The 16,783-nt window shown below is 61.6% G+C and carries 15 protein-coding genes; 7 read left to right on the top strand and 8 right to left on the bottom strand.

What is annotated here, in order from left to right; all coding sequences use genetic code 11:
• Positions 1-38: 38 nt before the first annotated feature.
• A complete protein-coding gene (locus HMPREF2808_RS00575; protein ID WP_070596947.1) occupies positions 39-899 on the top strand; it encodes an HhH-GPD family protein in 861 nt (286 codons plus the stop codon).
• Here the strand turns inward: HMPREF2808_RS00575 and HMPREF2808_RS00570 are convergent.
• Positions 865-2,181 (bottom strand): threonine/serine exporter family protein, encoded by a 1,317-nt coding sequence (locus HMPREF2808_RS00570; protein WP_070532280.1) that lies wholly within the window; start codon positions 2,179-2,181, stop codon positions 865-867. The two genes, HMPREF2808_RS00575 and HMPREF2808_RS00570, sit on opposite strands and share 35 nt — an antisense overlap.
• Positions 2,181-2,351, bottom strand: a complete 171-nt coding sequence (locus tag HMPREF2808_RS12855; protein WP_083299135.1) for a DUF4236 domain-containing protein — start codon at positions 2,349-2,351, stop codon at positions 2,181-2,183. Before HMPREF2808_RS12855 ends, HMPREF2808_RS00570 begins: the two co-directional genes overlap by 1 nt.
• 78 nt (positions 2,352-2,429) lie before the next feature.
• Between HMPREF2808_RS12855 and HMPREF2808_RS00565 the strand changes: the two genes are divergently transcribed.
• Positions 2,430-3,656: a lipase family protein gene (locus tag HMPREF2808_RS00565; RefSeq protein WP_070623010.1), complete on the top strand. Its 1,227-nt coding sequence runs from the start codon at positions 2,430-2,432 to the stop codon at positions 3,654-3,656.
• Positions 3,657-3,659: 3 nt separating this feature from the next.
• Here HMPREF2808_RS00565 and HMPREF2808_RS00560 read toward each other — a convergent pair whose 3' ends face one another.
• Entirely contained in the window at positions 3,660-4,376 is a 717-nt protein-coding gene (locus HMPREF2808_RS00560; RefSeq protein WP_246818488.1) for a DUF1266 domain-containing protein, read from the bottom strand.
• 249 nt (positions 4,377-4,625) lie between these two features.
• Here HMPREF2808_RS00560 and HMPREF2808_RS00555 point away from each other — a divergent pair, with 249 nt between their 5' ends.
• The 4 genes from HMPREF2808_RS00555 (at position 4,626) to HMPREF2808_RS00545 (ending at position 7,018) form a co-directional block, all read left to right on the top strand.
• Positions 4,626-5,186, top strand: a complete 561-nt coding sequence (locus HMPREF2808_RS00555; RefSeq protein WP_070564096.1) for a hypothetical protein — start codon at positions 4,626-4,628, stop codon at positions 5,184-5,186.
• Positions 5,186-5,794, top strand: coding sequence for a hypothetical protein (locus HMPREF2808_RS00550; RefSeq protein ID WP_246818487.1), 609 nt, complete (start codon positions 5,186-5,188; stop codon positions 5,792-5,794). Before HMPREF2808_RS00555 ends, HMPREF2808_RS00550 begins: the two co-directional genes overlap by 1 nt.
• Positions 5,795-5,861: 67 nt before the next feature.
• On the top strand, positions 5,862-6,047 hold the full coding sequence (locus tag HMPREF2808_RS13650; RefSeq protein WP_246818486.1) for a hypothetical protein: 186 nt from the start codon (positions 5,862-5,864) through the stop codon (positions 6,045-6,047).
• 80 nt (positions 6,048-6,127) lie between these two features.
• Entirely contained in the window at positions 6,128-7,018 is an 891-nt protein-coding gene (locus HMPREF2808_RS00545; RefSeq protein ID WP_070522760.1) for a cation diffusion facilitator family transporter, read from the top strand.
• 143 nt (positions 7,019-7,161) lie between these two features.
• Here the strand turns inward: HMPREF2808_RS00545 and HMPREF2808_RS00540 are convergent, their stop codons facing one another.
• Positions 7,162-9,939, bottom strand: coding sequence for an ATP-dependent Clp protease ATP-binding subunit (locus HMPREF2808_RS00540; protein ID WP_070522758.1), 2,778 nt, complete (start codon positions 9,937-9,939; stop codon positions 7,162-7,164).
• Positions 9,940-10,193: 254 nt separating this feature from the next.
• On the opposite strand from HMPREF2808_RS00540, the gene HMPREF2808_RS00535 reads away from it, so the two are divergent.
• On the top strand, positions 10,194-11,453 hold the full coding sequence (locus HMPREF2808_RS00535) for a serine/threonine protein kinase (RefSeq protein WP_070522755.1): 1,260 nt from the start codon (positions 10,194-10,196) through the stop codon (positions 11,451-11,453).
• Here the strand turns inward: HMPREF2808_RS00535 and HMPREF2808_RS00530 are convergent.
• The 4 genes from HMPREF2808_RS00530 to lysS form a co-directional block, all read right to left on the bottom strand.
• A complete protein-coding gene (locus HMPREF2808_RS00530; protein ID WP_070523012.1) occupies positions 11,450-12,850 on the bottom strand; it encodes an MDR family MFS transporter in 1,401 nt (466 codons plus the stop codon). The two genes, HMPREF2808_RS00535 and HMPREF2808_RS00530, sit on opposite strands and share 4 nt — an antisense overlap.
• Positions 12,851-13,008: 158 nt before the next feature.
• Entirely contained in the window at positions 13,009-13,953 is a 945-nt protein-coding gene (locus tag HMPREF2808_RS00525; protein WP_070532269.1) for a hypothetical protein, read from the bottom strand.
• 31 nt (positions 13,954-13,984) lie between these two features.
• Complete coding sequence (locus HMPREF2808_RS13245; RefSeq protein WP_210386944.1) at positions 13,985-15,025, bottom strand: hypothetical protein; 1,041 nt, start codon at positions 15,023-15,025, stop codon at positions 13,985-13,987.
• A gap of 89 nt (positions 15,026-15,114) precedes the next feature.
• Positions 15,115-16,689 carry a lysine--tRNA ligase gene (lysS, locus tag HMPREF2808_RS00515; protein ID WP_070562346.1) on the bottom strand — a complete coding sequence of 525 codons (1,575 nt, stop codon included), beginning with the start codon at positions 16,687-16,689 and terminating at the stop codon, positions 15,115-15,117.
• Positions 16,690-16,783: the final 94 nt, after the last annotated feature.

Genomic DNA, 16,783 nt, shown 5'->3' with positions numbered 1-16,783 from the left:
TCTTAGCTTAGACCTCAGCGCCCTACACTGAGGTGCCTATGGATACCCAAGCTGTCGTGGAATGGTTCGATGCCCATGAGCGCCCCCTGCCGTGGCGCCGACCGGGTACCTCAGCGTGGGGTGTGCTCTTAAGCGAGGTCATGAGCCAACAGACCCCCGTCGCACGCGTGGCCCCACAGTGGGAGGAGTGGATGCGCCGCTGGCCCACCCCACACGACCTCGCGGCGGCGTCCAAAGCGGACGTACTGCGCGCTTGGGGAAAGCTGGGCTACCCGCGCCGCGCGCTGCGCTTGTGGGAGTGCGCGAAGGAGATTGGTGAGGGGGCGGTTCCGGGGGACGTCGACAAGCTCTTGGCGTTGCCCGGGATCGGTGAGTACACCGCGCGCGCCGTAGCGTGCTTCCATTTTGGCTACAACGTCCCGGTGGTGGATACCAACGTGCGCCGCGTCTATGCCCGTGCCGAGGAGGGCCGCTTCCTCGCGCCGCCTCCCACAAAACGCGAGCTGGCACAGGTGGAAGCACTGCTTCCGGAGGAGAATGGGCCACGTTTTTCCGCCGCGCTCATGGAGCTCGGTGCACTGGTGTGCACAGCCAAGAACCCCGACTGCGCCGCCTGCCCCATCAAGGCCTCGTGCGCGTGGCAGCTCGCGGGCTGTCCGGAACCCAGCGAAGAGGAGGCAGCGCGGGCAAAGAAGCGCGTGCAGAAGTTCACCGGCACGGACCGGCAGGTGCGCGGGCTGCTTCTCGACGTCCTCCGCGGCTCACCCCACCCAGTTTCCCAGGCCGACCTGGATGCGGTGTGGCCGGACGCGGCGCAGCGCTCGCGGGCGCAGGCCTCGCTTATCGAGGATGGCCTAATGGACATCAACGAGCAGGGCCTGTTTCACCTGCCGCACTAGGCACGTGCGAGAAATCGATGAGGTGACCGAAGGTCCAATCGCGGTCAGTCAGCAGGCGGGCGAGGATGAGCCCGCAACCAATGGCCGCCACGGCCATCGAGGCAGTGGCGAAGTTGTTCAACGCCTGGTCCATGTTGCCAACATTAAGGTGATAAACCGTGCGGAACATGGAGGTTCCCGGGATCATGATGACGGACGCCGGCACCGTCGTGGTGATGCGCGGTAGATGCGCGCGCTTGGAGGCCACCGCGCCCAAAAGCCCCACGATGAGACCGCCGGCGAACGCGCCGACGTAGCTTGTGGCCCCGACCCCGATAAGGATAAGGCGAACGAGGTTGGCCACCGTGCCCACCGCGGCCGCCACGAGCACCATGCGGCGCGAGGAATTAAAGAGGAACGCGAATCCGGAAATGCCCAAGAAGCTGGCCGCCGCGGCGGCGAGGTACCACACCGGCGCATAGTCGGGGATGCCCGGTTCCGGAGTGAGCTCCGTGGTCCAGCTGACTAGGGCCACGGTAAAGGTGGCGGCGGTGATCACCGTCAGCGCATAGGTCAGGCGGGATAGCCCGGCCTCGAAGTCGAAGCGCGCGAGGTCAATGAGCGCGGAGAACAGCGGGAAGCCGGGAATGAGGAAGAGCACCGCGGCCACGTAGCCCGAGGAAAACTCTGACGGGTCCGCCACCCCGGCGGCGGCCACGGCCTCGGTGGTGAAGAAGTACACGAGGCTGGCCACCGTTCCGGCTGCCACGATGCAGCCCAGCTGGTGGACGTGTTTGCCGTGCAGAACCGCGCGGGTGAGCTGGCCACAAAAGGCGGCGAGGGCTACCAGCAGAATCGCCAGCGGCGTAAAGAAGTTCAGGACCGCGAAAGAGGCGCACGCAATGGACGCCGCCGCAGCTAGGAGCCAGCGGTTCCACCGCTTGACCACGTTGGCCTCGATGACGTCGAGCATCTTTGTGAGTTCTTCCGCCGTAATGCCCGCGTACAGCCGGTGGTGGGTCAGGTCCTCTAGGGCTTCGATCCGGGAAGCGTCGACAGCCGGCGAATGCTGCTGCGCCACCACCGTGCGGAAGTCGCGGCCACGGTGGAACGTACAGGTGATCTGTGTGACGCCAACGTTGGCGTCGAGCCGATCAAAGCCGAGCGCGCGGGCGGCACGTTTCATGCCGCGCAGCACGCGGTAGCCGGACGTTCCCGCACCCATGAGCATCATGCCTAGGCGCAGGACGACGTCGGCCTCGTACCCCATACGGACATAGTCGCTGCTGGGGTGAGAAGTCATTAGCGCCAGCGCCCCCGGAAGTTCAGTCCACCGGGAAGATTGACCCACATGCCGCCGCGGGAGTTAAAGGTCACGGGACCGACCTTTGTCGACATCGAGGCACCGGAGCCGGAGAGATTGATCCAGCTGTTTTTTCCGGTCTTCTTGCGCTTGCGAAAATAAATGCCCATGCGCGCTAGCTTAGCGCAGCGACGTCTCAGCGCAGCGAAGTCGCTGCGTACCGGCGACAGAACGATTACCCTTACGGCATGAATCTAATCTCTCCTCGCGCGCTCGCGGCGGCCCTTACGCTGGCGGCTTCTGCGCTGTTGCCCGTCACAGCATCGGCTACACCCGGCACGCCGACCTCTGCCCATCCGATTGACCACCTCGCAGGCGTCTCCGGCGTCACTGCGGAGAAGATCTCCTATGAGTCCACGCTCATGGACGGCTCCCCCGCCACCGTCACCGGCGTCATCTACGAGCCTTCCGCTGCCTGGAGCGGCCCGGGTGAGCGCCCCACCATCATCTTCGCACCCGGCACCCGCGGCGCGGGCGACCAGTGCGCTCCGTCCAATGCCACGCAGTCGGTGGGCAACGTCGCGCTGGGACCGGCCAATCAGGTCACGCTCAATATGAACTACGAGTACGCGCTGTACCAATACGCCGCGCAGCAGGGCGTGCGCGTGGTCACGACCGACCTGGTTGGACTCGGCACACCAGGTCACCACACCTATGTCAACCACATCGAGGAAGCACACGCGGTTCTCGACGCCGCCCGCGCCACCCTCCGCCACGCGAACGCGCCGATAGATGCCCCCGTGGGTTTTGCCGGCTATTCCCAAGGAGGCGGTGCTGCCGCGGCCGCAGCCGAGTACGCGGCTACCTATGCGCCCGAGCTCAACGTCAAGGGCACGTACGCCGGTGCCCCACCGGCCGATCTTTTCGAGGTTATGAACGCGGTCGATGGCTCCTCCATCGTTCACGTGTTGGGCTATGCCATCAACGGCTATGCGGAGCGCAGCCCTGATTTTTATAACGAGATCGTCACCGAGATGAACCCGCGCGGCATGCACTTCCTTGCCAGCGCCGCCCACGCCTGCATTGGTGATTCGATTGCGACGTGGGGCTTTACCCGCACCAGCCAGCTGACCAAGACGGGCGAGTCCTTCGGCGAACTTGTGCGCCGCAAACCGGCTGCCGCCCAGATGCTTGCGGAGCAACGACTGGGCCAGCGTGCCCTCAACGCCCCGATGCTGGTCATGAACTCCCCCACCGATGACCTCATCCCCTACGAGCAAGCTCGCGCGATGGCCGGTAGCTACTGCTCACTCGGCGGCACCGTCCGGTTTGACGCCGCCGACCCCGTCGACGTTCTTCCCCACTCCGGGGCCAACCACGCCGTTGGCATCATCAGCTCGGTTCCACGCGGCGTGGACTATCTGATTGACCGTTTCCGGGATGTGCCGGCGCCCACCAACTGCCAGGCTTCCTAAGACTTAGTGCAAACCACCCAAGGATGAGAATGGCTCCCCGGCCTGGATGTCGTGCAAGGGCACACGCACCCAAGGCGAATCACTGTGTGCGAGCAGCTCGGTGAGCCGTTGCGATTGATCCTTCATCGCAGCGGTGACGTCGGGCTCACCATCACTCGCCCAGATCATTCGGCCCCACCAGAAACTTGCGGCTACGTCAGCCCACGACACGAAGTAGCGCTGCAGCGCCGCCACGGCCTTGTCTGAAATCTGAAGGAACTCTTCTGGAGAGATCCACCCCAGCTCCGTTGCCGGGCCACCAACGGCGTGAACACGGATTATGTCCCATGCGCGCGTAGTGGTGGGCAGTGCCGGGGCCGCTGCTTTGGCAAAGCCCTCCGAGCGCAACATCCTCACGAGGTAGCGGAACTTATGTTCTCCAAGGCGCGGATCCGCGCCTTGGGCAATAAAGAAGTCTTTGAGGAACTCGACCTTTTCCTCCACTTCCGCGTCTAGCTCGCGCTCGGGGACGTTCTTCACGGCGTATGCGAGGGGTAAAACCAGGTCATTTTCCACGTGCTGGCCACCTTCGAGCAGAGCATCAATAACCTGATACGCTTCCTGTGCACCAGTGACCCCCCAGTTTTGCTCGAGAGATGTTTTGTAGTATTTGGCCGCCCTTGCGTTGATGGCCTCAACCCCTAGCGGGGTCGCAAACGCCTTATTGCTCTTGTACGTCATTCCCCAAGAGTGTCGGCGCACCTCATCGTTGCTCGGCGCCGGTTCCGGCCATGGGAACTTTGTAAGGCGGTAGATCCAAGTGTCATCAAACTTTGCTGGCGTGAACGTTGAGCTCATACCCACACAACGTACCGAGGTTTCTGGCGCGGTTCCGTGGTGCCCCATCCATCACCCCTATGCTGGGGGTGATCTACGCCATAATTCAGCGCACCCAGTCACAGTTTTTGATGTGTTGTTAGTCTCGTGTGCATGACAGGACCCCAAATTGCAATGACAGACCGGCCAGATCTCGGTGCTGCGCTTAAACGTGCTGGTGATTCCGAGATTGTGCACGCTGCCGCCGCAGCCGTTGTAGAAGGCCTTGGTGTCGACGAGATTGTGCTAGAAGCCGCCGCCACGAAAGCAAGCGGGGTGGATGGTGCCGCGTTTGTCACCAACCGCAGGATCCTCGTGACCGCCGATAAGAAGGATCCATCTCATTTTGAGTTCCTTGAACTTGACAACCTGGGCAACGTCACAGTTCTGCCCTACCAGGATGGCTGGGCCGTCGTGGCTCAGCTTTACAACACGTACAAAGTGTGGAGCGGGTTCACGGAAAAGGCCGCGCGTCGCGTGCAGTTTGCCGCCCAGTGGGCCCTGACCGCAGGCCGGGAGGCACGAACGGAGGCCTCGCGCGCGGTGTCTTCGGAGGAGCTTTTTAAGCGGTGGAAAGAAAACAAGCACCGTCTCAATCGCGACAGCGTGGAAGCGCGCGTTGAGTCGATGCGCTCCCTGTATTCCGATATTGATTCACGGTGGTGGACTGAATAATGAGCCGACTTGCATACCCGGGTTCGCCCGATCACCTTAACGGGGCGGAAGACACATCACACATCAAAGAAGGCCAGACAGTTGCGGATAATGGCTACCGCCATTTCATCAAGCATGGCTCACTACTAGACCCAGGCGCAGCTTCGAAGAATGCATCAGGCACCGCCTCCACGTCAAACCCCACCGCGGGCACGACAGGTTCCCATACCGATGCCCCGAAGCAAGGCCTCAGTGTAAAGAAGCAGCTGTTGCTCCTTCCGATAGTAATCGCGGTCATCGTGGTGGTAGCGATTGGTTACGTCGCAGCTAAAGATGCCCTCTTTGGTGACAAGTCTGAGGATTCCGCCGCGCCTGCGCAGCCCGCCGCTGAAGCACCTGCCGATTCCGGGGCTTCCAACGGTGACACCGCCGGCGAGACCGGTGGCGATACTGCTGGCGACGCTCAAAGCGGCCTCACTCCTACCGACCATGCGCCCGAGCCGATTGCTGACTTCGTGGAAGTGTGCACAGATTATGAAGTGATGTTCAGCTACTACGGCGCGGATAACTCCCCTGCCCCAGAAGCGAAGGGCACCAACTGTTCCGTGGATACTACCGAAGGCGCCTGAGGTTGGTTATGTAGTCTTCACCGATGATCCTGCTGCCACCGCCGCCGTTCGTGACGGCAAGCCCGTCTTGGACGCCGCTGAGATTCCGGCAGAATCAACGCGCGGTTCCACATTCAAGGCACAGCGATTGGAGGCCATCTTCACTGTTCAGGAGATCCTCGCGGATGATAAGGGAATCGTTGAGTACATGATCAAGAGTGATGACCCTGAAGTAGCAAAGAAAGCTCTGGTAGACCTCGGCGTGGCCAAGTAGAGCTAGAACGCACACTTTTGCCCGCCGCCATACGTTTTCATTTTATTGTCAATAAGCGTTGGTGGTGATAGGCTGAGTGCATGGCACACGAGCACCACGACCATGATCACTCCAGCACGCCGCTGCGCGCGCTCCTGATTGCGCTCAGTATTACCGGCATTGTCTTCTTCGCGGAGCTAATCGGCGGATGGTTGGCGGGCTCGATGGCACTGATGGCGGATGCGATGCACATGCTTTCCGACGCCGCGGGACTCATCATTGCGGTGATCGCAGTGTTGGTTGGGCGGCGCCAAGCATCAGCCCAGGCCACCTACGGCTACCGGCGAGTAGAGGTACTTGCGGCGCTAGCCAACGCAGTAATGGTGCTGGCAATCTCAGTGTGGATTGTCGTCGAGGCGGTGCGCCGCCTGCAGAGCCCGGCCGAGGTACAGGGCAAGGCGATGCTGATCATCGCGGTGATCGGCCTGGTAGCCAATGCGCTCTCGGCGTGGGTGCTGCACCGGCACCGCGAGTCCTCGATCAACGTGGAAGGCGCGTTCTTACACGTACTGGTGGACTTGCTCGGCTCGGTCGCGGTGATCGTAGCGGGCATCGTGGTGCTGACCACGGGATTTGTGGCGGCGGACGTGATCGCCTCTTTAGTCATCGCGGCGATGGTGCTCCCACGCGCGTGGCAGCTCATGCGGTTGTCGGCAAGCGTTCTGCTCGAGCAGGTTCCGGCGGGCTTCGACGCCAGCGTGATCGAACCCGTGCTGCGTCGGGTCGAAGGCGTTGCCGACATCCATGACCTGCACCTGTGGAGCCTGGACGGAGTCAACGTTCTCACGACCGTGCACATCGTGCGCGACGGCACCGTCGACACCGGTCCGCTGTTAGATGCCGCCCAGCACGTTCTGCGCGAACATGGCATCGAGCACTCCACCATCCAAATCGAGCCCCCAGAACACGAATCCCACGAGACAGTGTGCTGATTCTGTTCTAGTTGTGGGCACGCCGCCCACCGGGCCGTCCCGCCCACCGGTCACGCAAAGAAAGCCCCGAACCGCACGGAGTGTCACTCGCATGCGGTTCGGGGCTAATCCTTATAGGCCCAGCGCGGGGCCCAAGTCAGCGCTTAGAGCGGCTGGCCAGCACCGGCACCAGCCGGCGGCGGATTGCCGTCATCACCATCGTTGTTGTGGGATTCCTCGGCGGAGTCGCTACCAGACTCATCGAGGACATCCGGGGTGACGGTGTCAGGACCATCGGAATTCGGACCGTGGGATCCCTCATCGATCTCGGTGGCTAGTTCCTCATCGGCCTCGCGCACGGCGGTTTCCTCGAGCTCCTTGTCGAAGGTGTCCTCCGGCAGCGGGCGCGGACGCGGGGTGAAGGTAAAGGTTGCGGAAGAGTTGTCCTTGGACTCACCATCCCAGCCTTCAACATCCACGGTGATGATCTCACCGGCGCCAATTTCACCGAAGAGGATCTTCTCGGAGAGCTGGTCCTCAATCTCGCGCTGGATGGTGCGGCGCAACGGGCGAGCGCCCAAGACCGGATCGAAGCCACGCTTGGCAAGAAGATCCTTGGCCTTCTGGGTGAGCTCGATGCCCATGTCACGCTCGGAAAGCTGCTTCTCGACGCGTCCGATGAGCAGCTCCACCATCTCGACGATCTGCTCCTGGGTGAGCTGGTGGAAGACCACAATCTCATCGATACGGTTGAGGAACTCAGGGCGGAAGTGCTTCTTCAGCTCGTCGTTGACCTTGTTCTTCATGCGCTCATACTGCGCATCCGAATCATTCTCCGAGGAGCCGGTGAAGCCCAAGCCCACGGCCTTCGAGATGTCCTGGGTGCCCAGGTTGGAGGTGAAGATGAGCACCGTATTCTTGAAGTCCACGATGCGGCCCTGGCCATCGGTCAGGCGGCCGTCCTCCAGCACCTGCAGCAAGGTGTTGTAGATCTCCTTGTGGGCCTTCTCGATCTCGTCGAAGAGGACCACGGAGAACGGCTTACGGCGGACCTTCTCCGTCAGCTGGCCGCCTTCCTCGTAGCCGACGTATCCCGGAGGAGCACCGAAGAGACGGGAGGCGGTGAAGCGGTCGTGGAACTCACCCATATCGATCTGGATAAGGTCATCATCCGAACCGAAGAGGAAGTTAGCCAAGGACTTCGACAACTCCGTCTTACCCACACCGGACGGGCCGGCGAAGATGAAGGAACCGGAAGGACGGCGCGGATCCTTCAGACCAGCACGGGTGCGGCGAATGGCGCGGGACACAGCCTTGACGGCTTCGTCCTGGCCAATGATGCGCTTGTGCAGCTCCTCCTCCATGTTGAGGAGGCGGTTGGATTCCTTCTCCGTGAGCTTGAGAACCGGAATGCCAGTCCAGTGAGCCAGGACCTCTGCGATCTGTTCCTCACCGACCTCAGCGATCTCCTCTAGGTCACCGGAACGCCACTGCTTTTCCTTCTCCGCGCGCTCTTCACCCAGCTTGCGCTCCTTATCGCGCAAGCCAGCGGCCTTCTCAAAGTCCTGGGCGTCGATCGCAGCTTCCTTCTCCTTGCGGACCTCAGCGATGCGGTCATCGACCTCGCGCAGGCCCTCCGGAGCGGTCATGCGCTTGATACGCATGCGGGCACCGGCCTCATCGAGGAGGTCCACGGCCTTATCCGGCAGGAAGCGGTCGTTGATGTAGCGGTCAGACAGGGAGGCCGCCGCCTTCAGTGCCTCGTCGGTATAGGAGACACGGTGGTGTGCCTCGTACTTATCGCGCAGGCCTTTGAGGATGAGGATGGTGTCATCGAGAGAAGGCTCTTCCACCTTGACCGGCTGGAAGCGGCGCTCGAGAGCGGCGTCTTTCTCAATGTGCTTGCGGTACTCATCCAGCGTGGTGGCACCGATGGTCTGCAGCTCGCCACGGGCCAGCTTCGGCTTCAGCAGCGACGCGGCGTCGATAGCGCCCTCGGCGGCACCGGCGCCGACCAAGGTGTGGATCTCATCGATGAAGAGGATGATGTCACCGCGCTGGTTAATCTCCTTGAGCACCTTCTTCAGGCGTTCCTCAAAGTCACCGCGGTAGCGCGAACCGGCCACCAGGGAGCCCAGGTCCAGCGAGTAGAGCTGCTTATCCTTGAGGGTCTCCGGGACCTTGCCGTTGACGATATCGAGAGCCAAGCCTTCGACCACGGCGGTTTTACCCACGCCGGGCTCACCGATGAGCACCGGGTTATTCTTCGTGCGGCGGGACAGCACCTGCATAATGCGCTCGATCTCGGAATCGCGGCCCACCACTGGGTCCAGCTTGCCATCGCGCGCAGCCTGGGTGAGGTTGCGGCCGAACTGGTCCAGCACCAGAGAGTTGGAACGCTCACCGGAGCCGCCCGAGCCGCCACGGCCGCCCTGGCCAGCGCCAGCACCAGCGCCAACCGGGCCGGCACCGCCCTGGGACTGGTTGCCTTCGCCCTCGTTGCCCTCATATCCGGAGAGCAGCTGGATAACCTGCTGGCGAACGCGCGGCAAGTCAGCACCCAACTTGGTCAGCACCTGCGCAGCCACACCATCACCCTCACGGATGAGGCCGAGGAGCAGGAACTCGGTGCCAATGTATTTGTGCCCCATCTGGAGGCCCTCACGCAGCGAGAGCTCGAGGACCTTCTTGGCGCGCGGGGTAAATGGGATGTGGCCTGTGTGCGGCTGAGAACCTTGACCAATGATCTCTTCCACCTCACGGCGGACATCCTCCAGCGAGATGCCCATGGACTCCAAGGCCTTGGCTGCTACACCTTCACCTTCATGGATAAGCCCCAGGAGGATGTGCTCGGTGCCGATGTAATTGTGGTTGAGCATGCGTGCTTCCTCCTGCGCCAAAACGATGACGCGGCGAGCACGGTCAGTAAACCTCTCGAACATTACCTCTTACCTTTCGCTTTAAATGTGTCATCCACTCTAACGCGCGGGGCGGACACTCCATTCACGATTTTTCTCCCCACTTCCCCTAAATCCCCGTTTCCGCAGGCAACGGCACTGTACGCCGGTAGCGAACAGGCAGTAGAAAGCCCGCATCACGCACCAGCCTGCCATGGAGGCTTCATCCCCTTAGAATGAAGAGGATTCTATAAATCTCATCGTCGACTCTCCGCGAAGGATTTCCCCTCACCGTGTCTATGCTCCCAGAATTTTTCACCACCCAGCACCAGCTGCGCCAAAAGGCAGTCTTGGACCAAGGAGCCGACTCCACGCTCTTCCTCGTAGAAGATCCCTCACACGATGAGATGCTCGTGGAAATCTACGCCCCGGAGCACCGCGGCGTACTCCGCCAGTCCGGCATTATGGGGCAGCTACAGCACAGCGCCATCGCACCCATCGTGGGCACAGGCACGATGAACAGCGGTCAGGAATTCTTTGTGCGCCGCAGTCTGCCGGGCGAGCAGCTTTCTAACTTCACCTCCTCCGGCGTTGGCGCGCACCACCTGTCCCGGGAGGAAGCCCTCGCCGTCTTTGCTCCATTGGCAGACGCCACCGATTTTCTGCTCAACAAGGGCCGCGCCAACTACGCCATCCGCGCGCTCAATCCGCGTCGCATCATCCTGACCGATAACCGCTCGAATGCCTTCTTCGCTGCGGTCGGACCAGCCTCAACTAACGAAGCTCCCAACGCAACAGCGAAAGAAGCAATCGACCGCCTCGCGCGCATCGTCGCCGCCGCCTGCCCTTCCTTCCGCGCAGCTGCCGCCTACCCCTCGGCTGCTGCCGTCGTTGATTCGCTGCGTAGCGCGGGCACGACCAGCACGAACACGGCTGGTGCGAATACCAGTGGCACGAACACCGCCGCAACGGGCACACCGCAGTGGCAGCCAGAACAGCCTTACTCCCCCGCCCCGCAGGAGGGGTGGGGAACGCAGCCCCAACCGCAGGTCGCAGCTCCCGCTCCCGCGAAAGGCTCCACCAAGCGCAAGTCGACCTCGAAGAAGAAAGTCTTCGCCGGGCTCGGCGTGGGGCTTCTCCTCTTAGCTCTGATCGGCGGCCTACTGTGGTTCTTCTTGGGGCGGCCGGCGTGGTCCGAGGCGGAGCAGGCGCTTGTCGACGACCACCCGGGACTCATCAGCTCCCGTCCCGGCGGGGAAGGCTTCAGCGGTGCCACCTGCGATGCCCGCGAACCGGAAGATGGTCAGGACGCGAAAATCACCTGCGTTGGTGACGGTGTGGGCTACTCCGTGGCGCGGTACGGGGACGTCGCCAAGCGCGATGCAGCCGCCCCGACGCAGGATGCACAGGAACTGTCCAACGGACAGTGCACCGTGCGCAGCTACGACGTTTCCGACACCGAGCCGGTGTTCTACATGGGCGCCGAGGACTCGACCGACGCCGTTCTCGTGTGGGGCGAGGATGCAGAGGAGCTTCGCCTGAACATGCCGCTGTGCTAATTCACGCGCTTGAGCAGCGGCGCAATCACCGCAATGGCGGTGCCGGCCACGCCAGCGAAGAGGAAAGCCCAGTGCGTTCCCTGTGCCGTCGCTGCGGCTGGTCCCATCCCCGCCGCGACACCGGCCTGGGTGCCGCGCGTGAGGAAGACAACGAGGAAGGCCGTTCCCATCGCACCCGCCAGTTGCTGGAAGGTGTTCATGATGGCCGACCCGTGCGAATACAGCTTCTCCGGAAGCGAGGACAGCGCTGTTGTCATCAACGGCGTCATCATCAGGCACATGCCGAAGGAGAAGAGAACGTGCATGCCCACAACCATCCACACGGCTGAGTTCTCGCCCAAGGTGGCCAAGAGCCACAGGCTGGCCACCATAAACAGCGAGCCCGGAATCATGAGCGGGCGCGGGCCATAGGAATCGAAGAGTCGGCCCACAATCGGGGAAAGAAATGCTTGGAGAATTCCACCCGGCATCACCGCCAAACCCGTGGCAAAGGCGGTGACGCCCAGGGTGGTCTGCAGGTAGATGGGCAAGACCGTAACCATTCCCAGCATCAGGCCGAAGGACAATACCAGGATGAGCACCGCGAGCGTGAAGTTGCGAACGCGGAAGGGGCGCATATCCATTAGTGCACGATCCTCGAGCGCCAGACGCCGCTGCCGGCGGATGAAGACGATGAGCGCGATGACGCCCACCACGGTGACGGCGATGTCTACCCAGGCGCCACCCTGCAGCATCTTTTCAATCGAAGACAAACCATAGATCAGACCGCCAAATGCACAAGCAGAAAGAAGTACGGAGGGACCGTCGAGTGGGGTATCGCGGTTCTCACCCACATCACTCAGGCGCCAGAGACCAGCCACCAGGATGAGAGCGATGAGCGGCACCATGGCCCAAAAAATGACGTGCCAGGTGAAGCGGTTGAGGATTGCCCCGCCGACCGTGGGGCCCAGCGCCGGGGCGACGGAAATAACCACAGAAATAATGCCCATCACCGTGCCGCGGCGCTGCGGTGGGACCAGAGTCATGGCCACGGTCATGAGAGTGGGGATCATCAACGCAGTCCCGCCTGCTTGCAGGACGCGCCCGAGGAGCAGAGCGACGAAGCTCGGCGCAAGGGCCGCCACCACGGTGCCTGCCAGGAAGAACCCGGCAGAGGCGAAGAAAATCTGGCGCGTGGTGAGCCTCTCCAGCAGGTAACCGGTGGTCGGAATGACGACGGCCATGGTGAGCATGAATCCCGTCAACAACCACTGTGCGCTCGTGGCGGGGATGCCATAGTCCGCCATGATGGCTGGTAGTGCGACGGACAGCGAGGTCTCGTTGAGAATCATGACCATCGCTCCCAGCACCAGGATGCTGAGGTTGATGACTACCTTGGAGGGAATCTCAGCGGACATGCGGCCAGCCACACCTTTCTTTTCTCTGCTCTGGGGATACTCGCGCCAACGCTTCCGATGTCAGCGCGCAAGGAGTTTAGAGTACTCGCAAGCTAGCCGGGGATGCCACATGAGCCAGGGCAGCGAGGTTTCCTCGCTCCCCGGCAGGTGGTGGGGTTTTAAGGAATCGTTTCCATGTTGCGGGACGTGATGACCACGACGCTGCCACCGCTATCCAGGCTGCAGCCCAGCAGCCGGTTTTCTGGGGTATCCTCCCACAGTTTCGGCGCACCGTATGCACAGTGTCCTAGGTCAGTCTCGAGGTGGCCACGGCTTCCGCCCTCGCCAGCCTGCCAATCATGGTTGGCGTATTCATCCAACAATTCCATGGCGTCATTGCAATTCGTGCCGTCCTCTTGCACGTAGACCAAACCGGTGTCTTCACCACGCGTGCCGCTCTCACCACACACCGCACCGGTGTTGGCAATGCCATCCGCGTCCGGTTTCGCCGGGAAGGTATCGGAGTAGTACTGTCCATCATCCTTGACGGTGAAGTGGTGCCCGTTCGACTTGACCACGAACTCATTGCCGCTGTGCGCCTCAAAGGTTCCACCGTCAAAGCTCACGGTCTCGCCCTCGTTGAGCGTTTCAACCTCGGTGGGCCTATAGAACTCGATGGCCCACACAGGGAAGAAGCCACGGTCACTGCGGTAGCTCACCGCGTTTGACCTCCAGCTTTGCATGACTGGCCCCGGATAGATTGGCGGATCAGCAAACTCCACCTTGCAGTTTGGGCCGTCAGTCTCTTCGTGAATGAGGCAGAGGACGCGCCCATCAGGGCTCTTGACGGCCGGGATGGGGTTCGGAATACTCGCCCGATCACCGCCGGCCATAAAGTCCTTCGGATCGCGTTCCTTCAATCCGCCGGGTTTGTCTTTATCGGGCTTGGCGCTGCTCGACGCCGCGGCCTCAGTAGAGCTACTGGAGGCAGACTCAGAGCTAGTGGAGCTGGCTGAGTTCTGTTGAAACTGTGGCTCATCGCCCGCCGGTTCGCTCGTGGAAGAACACGAAGCCACGGCGCAGGCCATGAGGGAGGCAGAAAGGATAGAGAGAAGCTTCTTCATAACAATCATCGTCCCACGAATTAGTGCTGCGCTAGTAGTTATATGTGTATTTCGGAACATCTGGGTGTACAGCGTCGAGAAGAATGACCCGACCATTACCGGACAAATCACCGCAGTGCAGACGGCGTGCATCCGGATCCGGCATGTCAATGTACTCCGGTTCTCGGTAGGAACACTTCCAGCCGTCAAGCTCCAAAATTCCGCGAGAGTTCATTTCTTTGATGTCCCACTCGTAGTTGAAGTACTTGTCCACGATGTCCATTGCAGTCGTGCAATTCGTCCCGTCTGTCTGCACAAAGACTTTCTGACGGCCAAAATTGGTGTCAGCCTCGCCGCAGACGGTACCCACGGGCGCATAGCCATTGGAGTCCGGTTTAAAAGGATAGGTATCCGCCGAAAACTGGCCGCCGTCTTTCACGGTGAACTGGTGCCCTTGGGCCTGAACGGTGAATTCATCTGCGCTGGGGGCTTCAAAAACCACACCGTCTATTTCGACCTTCTCGCCTTCCCCCAGCTGCTGCGATGGAACCTGGTCGCCGGCATCCACCACGCCGTTGGGGAAGAAGCCTGCGCCATCTTTGAAGATCACTATGTTCGCCTCCCACTGCGGGTTTTCGGGGTCGGGCACAATGGGAGGATTGTCAAAACCAACTAAGCACGTCGGCCCTTTAGAACCTTCATGCAGAGAACACGACACCCTGCCGTCTGGGCTCCTTACTCCCCAGGCAACCGTGGTCTCATACCTGAACCCAGTGGCGCGGAAGTCCTCGGCATCGCGTTCTTTAAGCCCGGAAGATTGAGAGCCAAACTCCGGCTCGCGATCTGTGGAATCGCTTTCTTCGGCGCTTTCAGAGCTTTGCGCACTGCTTTGAGAACCGGAGGACTCCACAACTTCGAATCGATGGGTTTCCTCGGTTCCTTCATCAGAAGAACACGCAACCAAGCCAGCCGTTACAAGCGGCAGCGTGAGAAGAGAGAGTAGCTTTTTCATATTTTGTATTTTTCCACGCAGGCAGGCTTCTCGCTGAGTGATGTGCGCTGCGGCGACAAACTGGAGGCTGCAAAACAACAACGCACAAGCCTTCAGCTGTGGGGCTGGTGGCTTGTGCGTTGCGCGCGGAATGTGCCGCGGGGTGAGCTCTGTGCGAGCTGGCCTCGGGCCTACTTCTCCGGCTTCACAATCGGGAAGAGCACGGTCTCACGGATACCCAGGCCAGTCAGGGCCATGAGCAGGCGGTCGATGCCCATGCCCGTGCCGGCTGTCGGAGGCATTCCCTGCTCCATGGCGGCGAGGAAGTCCTCGTCCAAGACCATGGCTTCCTCATCACCGCCGGCGGCCAAGCGCGCCTGATCCTCAAAGCGCTCGCGCTGGATAACGGGATCCACCAGCTCCGAGTATCCGGTAGCCAGCTCGAAGCCGCGCACGTAGAGATCCCACTTCTCGGTCACACCCGGCAGGGAGCGGTGCTGGCGGGTCAGCGGAGAGGTCTCGACCGGGAAGTTCTTCACAAAGATCGGGCCCTCAAGCTGGTCCTCGCAGAGCACCTCCCAGATCTCTTCCACCAGTTTGCCGTGGCCCCAGCCGCCGCCCTTCGGGACGTCGAGCCCGATGACGTCGGCAAGCGCCTTGAGCTCCTCGACGGTGGAGTCAATGGTGACCTCCGGCTGGCCCGGGAACTTGCGTTGCAGAGCCTCGTTGAGTGAGGGGTACATTTCAATCTCCGGCCACTCTTCACCACCGAAGTCATACTCAGTGCCATCCGCCAAAGTAACGGTGGTGGAACCGAAGACCGCACGTGCCACCGACTGGATGGACTCGCGGGTAGTACGGGCGCAATCGTTGTAGTCGCCCCACGCGGCGTAGGTCTCCAGCATGGCGAATTCCGGGGAGTGGGAGCGGTCGACGCCCTCGTTGCGGAAGTTGCGGTTAATCTCAAAGACGCGATCGATGCCGCCGACGACGGCGCGCTTAAGGAAGAGCTCCGGCGCGATGCGCAGGTACAGGTCAATGTCCAAAGCATTGGAGTGCGTTACGAACGGGCGGGCTGCTGCACCGCCGTGGAGGGTCTGCAGCATCGGGGTTTCGATCTCTACGAAGCCCTCATCCTCCAGGTAGTTGCGCAGTGCACGCATGACCTTGACGCGGGTCATGGCATTCTTGCGGGCTTCCTCGCGCACGATGAGGTCGTTGTAGCGCTGGCGCACGCGGGTTTCCTCATTCATGTCAGCGAAGGACACCGGAAGCGGGCGCAAGGACTTCGCCGCCATGGTCCATTCGCTAGCCATGACGGAGAGCTCGCCGCGGCGCGAGGCAATAACTCGGCCGCGCACGGAGATGAAATCACCCAAGTCAACGTCGGACTTCCACGCGGCGAGGCGCTCCTCCCCTACCTCTGCAAGGGACAGCATGGCCTGCACCTGGGTTCCGTCGCCATCCTGCAGGGTGGCGAAGCACAGCTTGCCGGTATTGCGCATGAAGATGAGGCGGCCGGCGATGGCCACCTCAACGTCAGTCTCCTCACCAGCGCTGAGGTAGGTGACGCCCTCTTCCGCGGCTGGCTCCTCACCTTCGGCCACCACCTGGAACTGCTGGCGAAGATCCCGCAGGGAGATCGTGCGGTCTACGGTCACCGGATAGGGCTCGGTGCCGGACTCCAACAGTCGGGCACGCTTCTCGCGGCGAATGCGCAGCTGCTCGGGGACGTCAGTAACTTCAGTATTCTTCTTCTCGCTCACGGTTGTCTAGGGTAGTCGATCCCTATACGCTGGCGCGATCCCGGTTCACAGAGTGTTCATCTAGCGGTTAGACAGGATCAACCGCGCGGTCATC

It is taken from the genome of Corynebacterium sp. HMSC078A10 (assembly GCF_001811565.1).
GTDB classification, from domain to species: Bacteria; Actinomycetota; Actinomycetes; order Mycobacteriales; family Mycobacteriaceae; genus Corynebacterium; species Corynebacterium hesseae.
The sequence above is the reverse complement of the archived record's forward strand: the minus strand, read 5'-3'. Positions and strand labels throughout refer to the sequence as shown.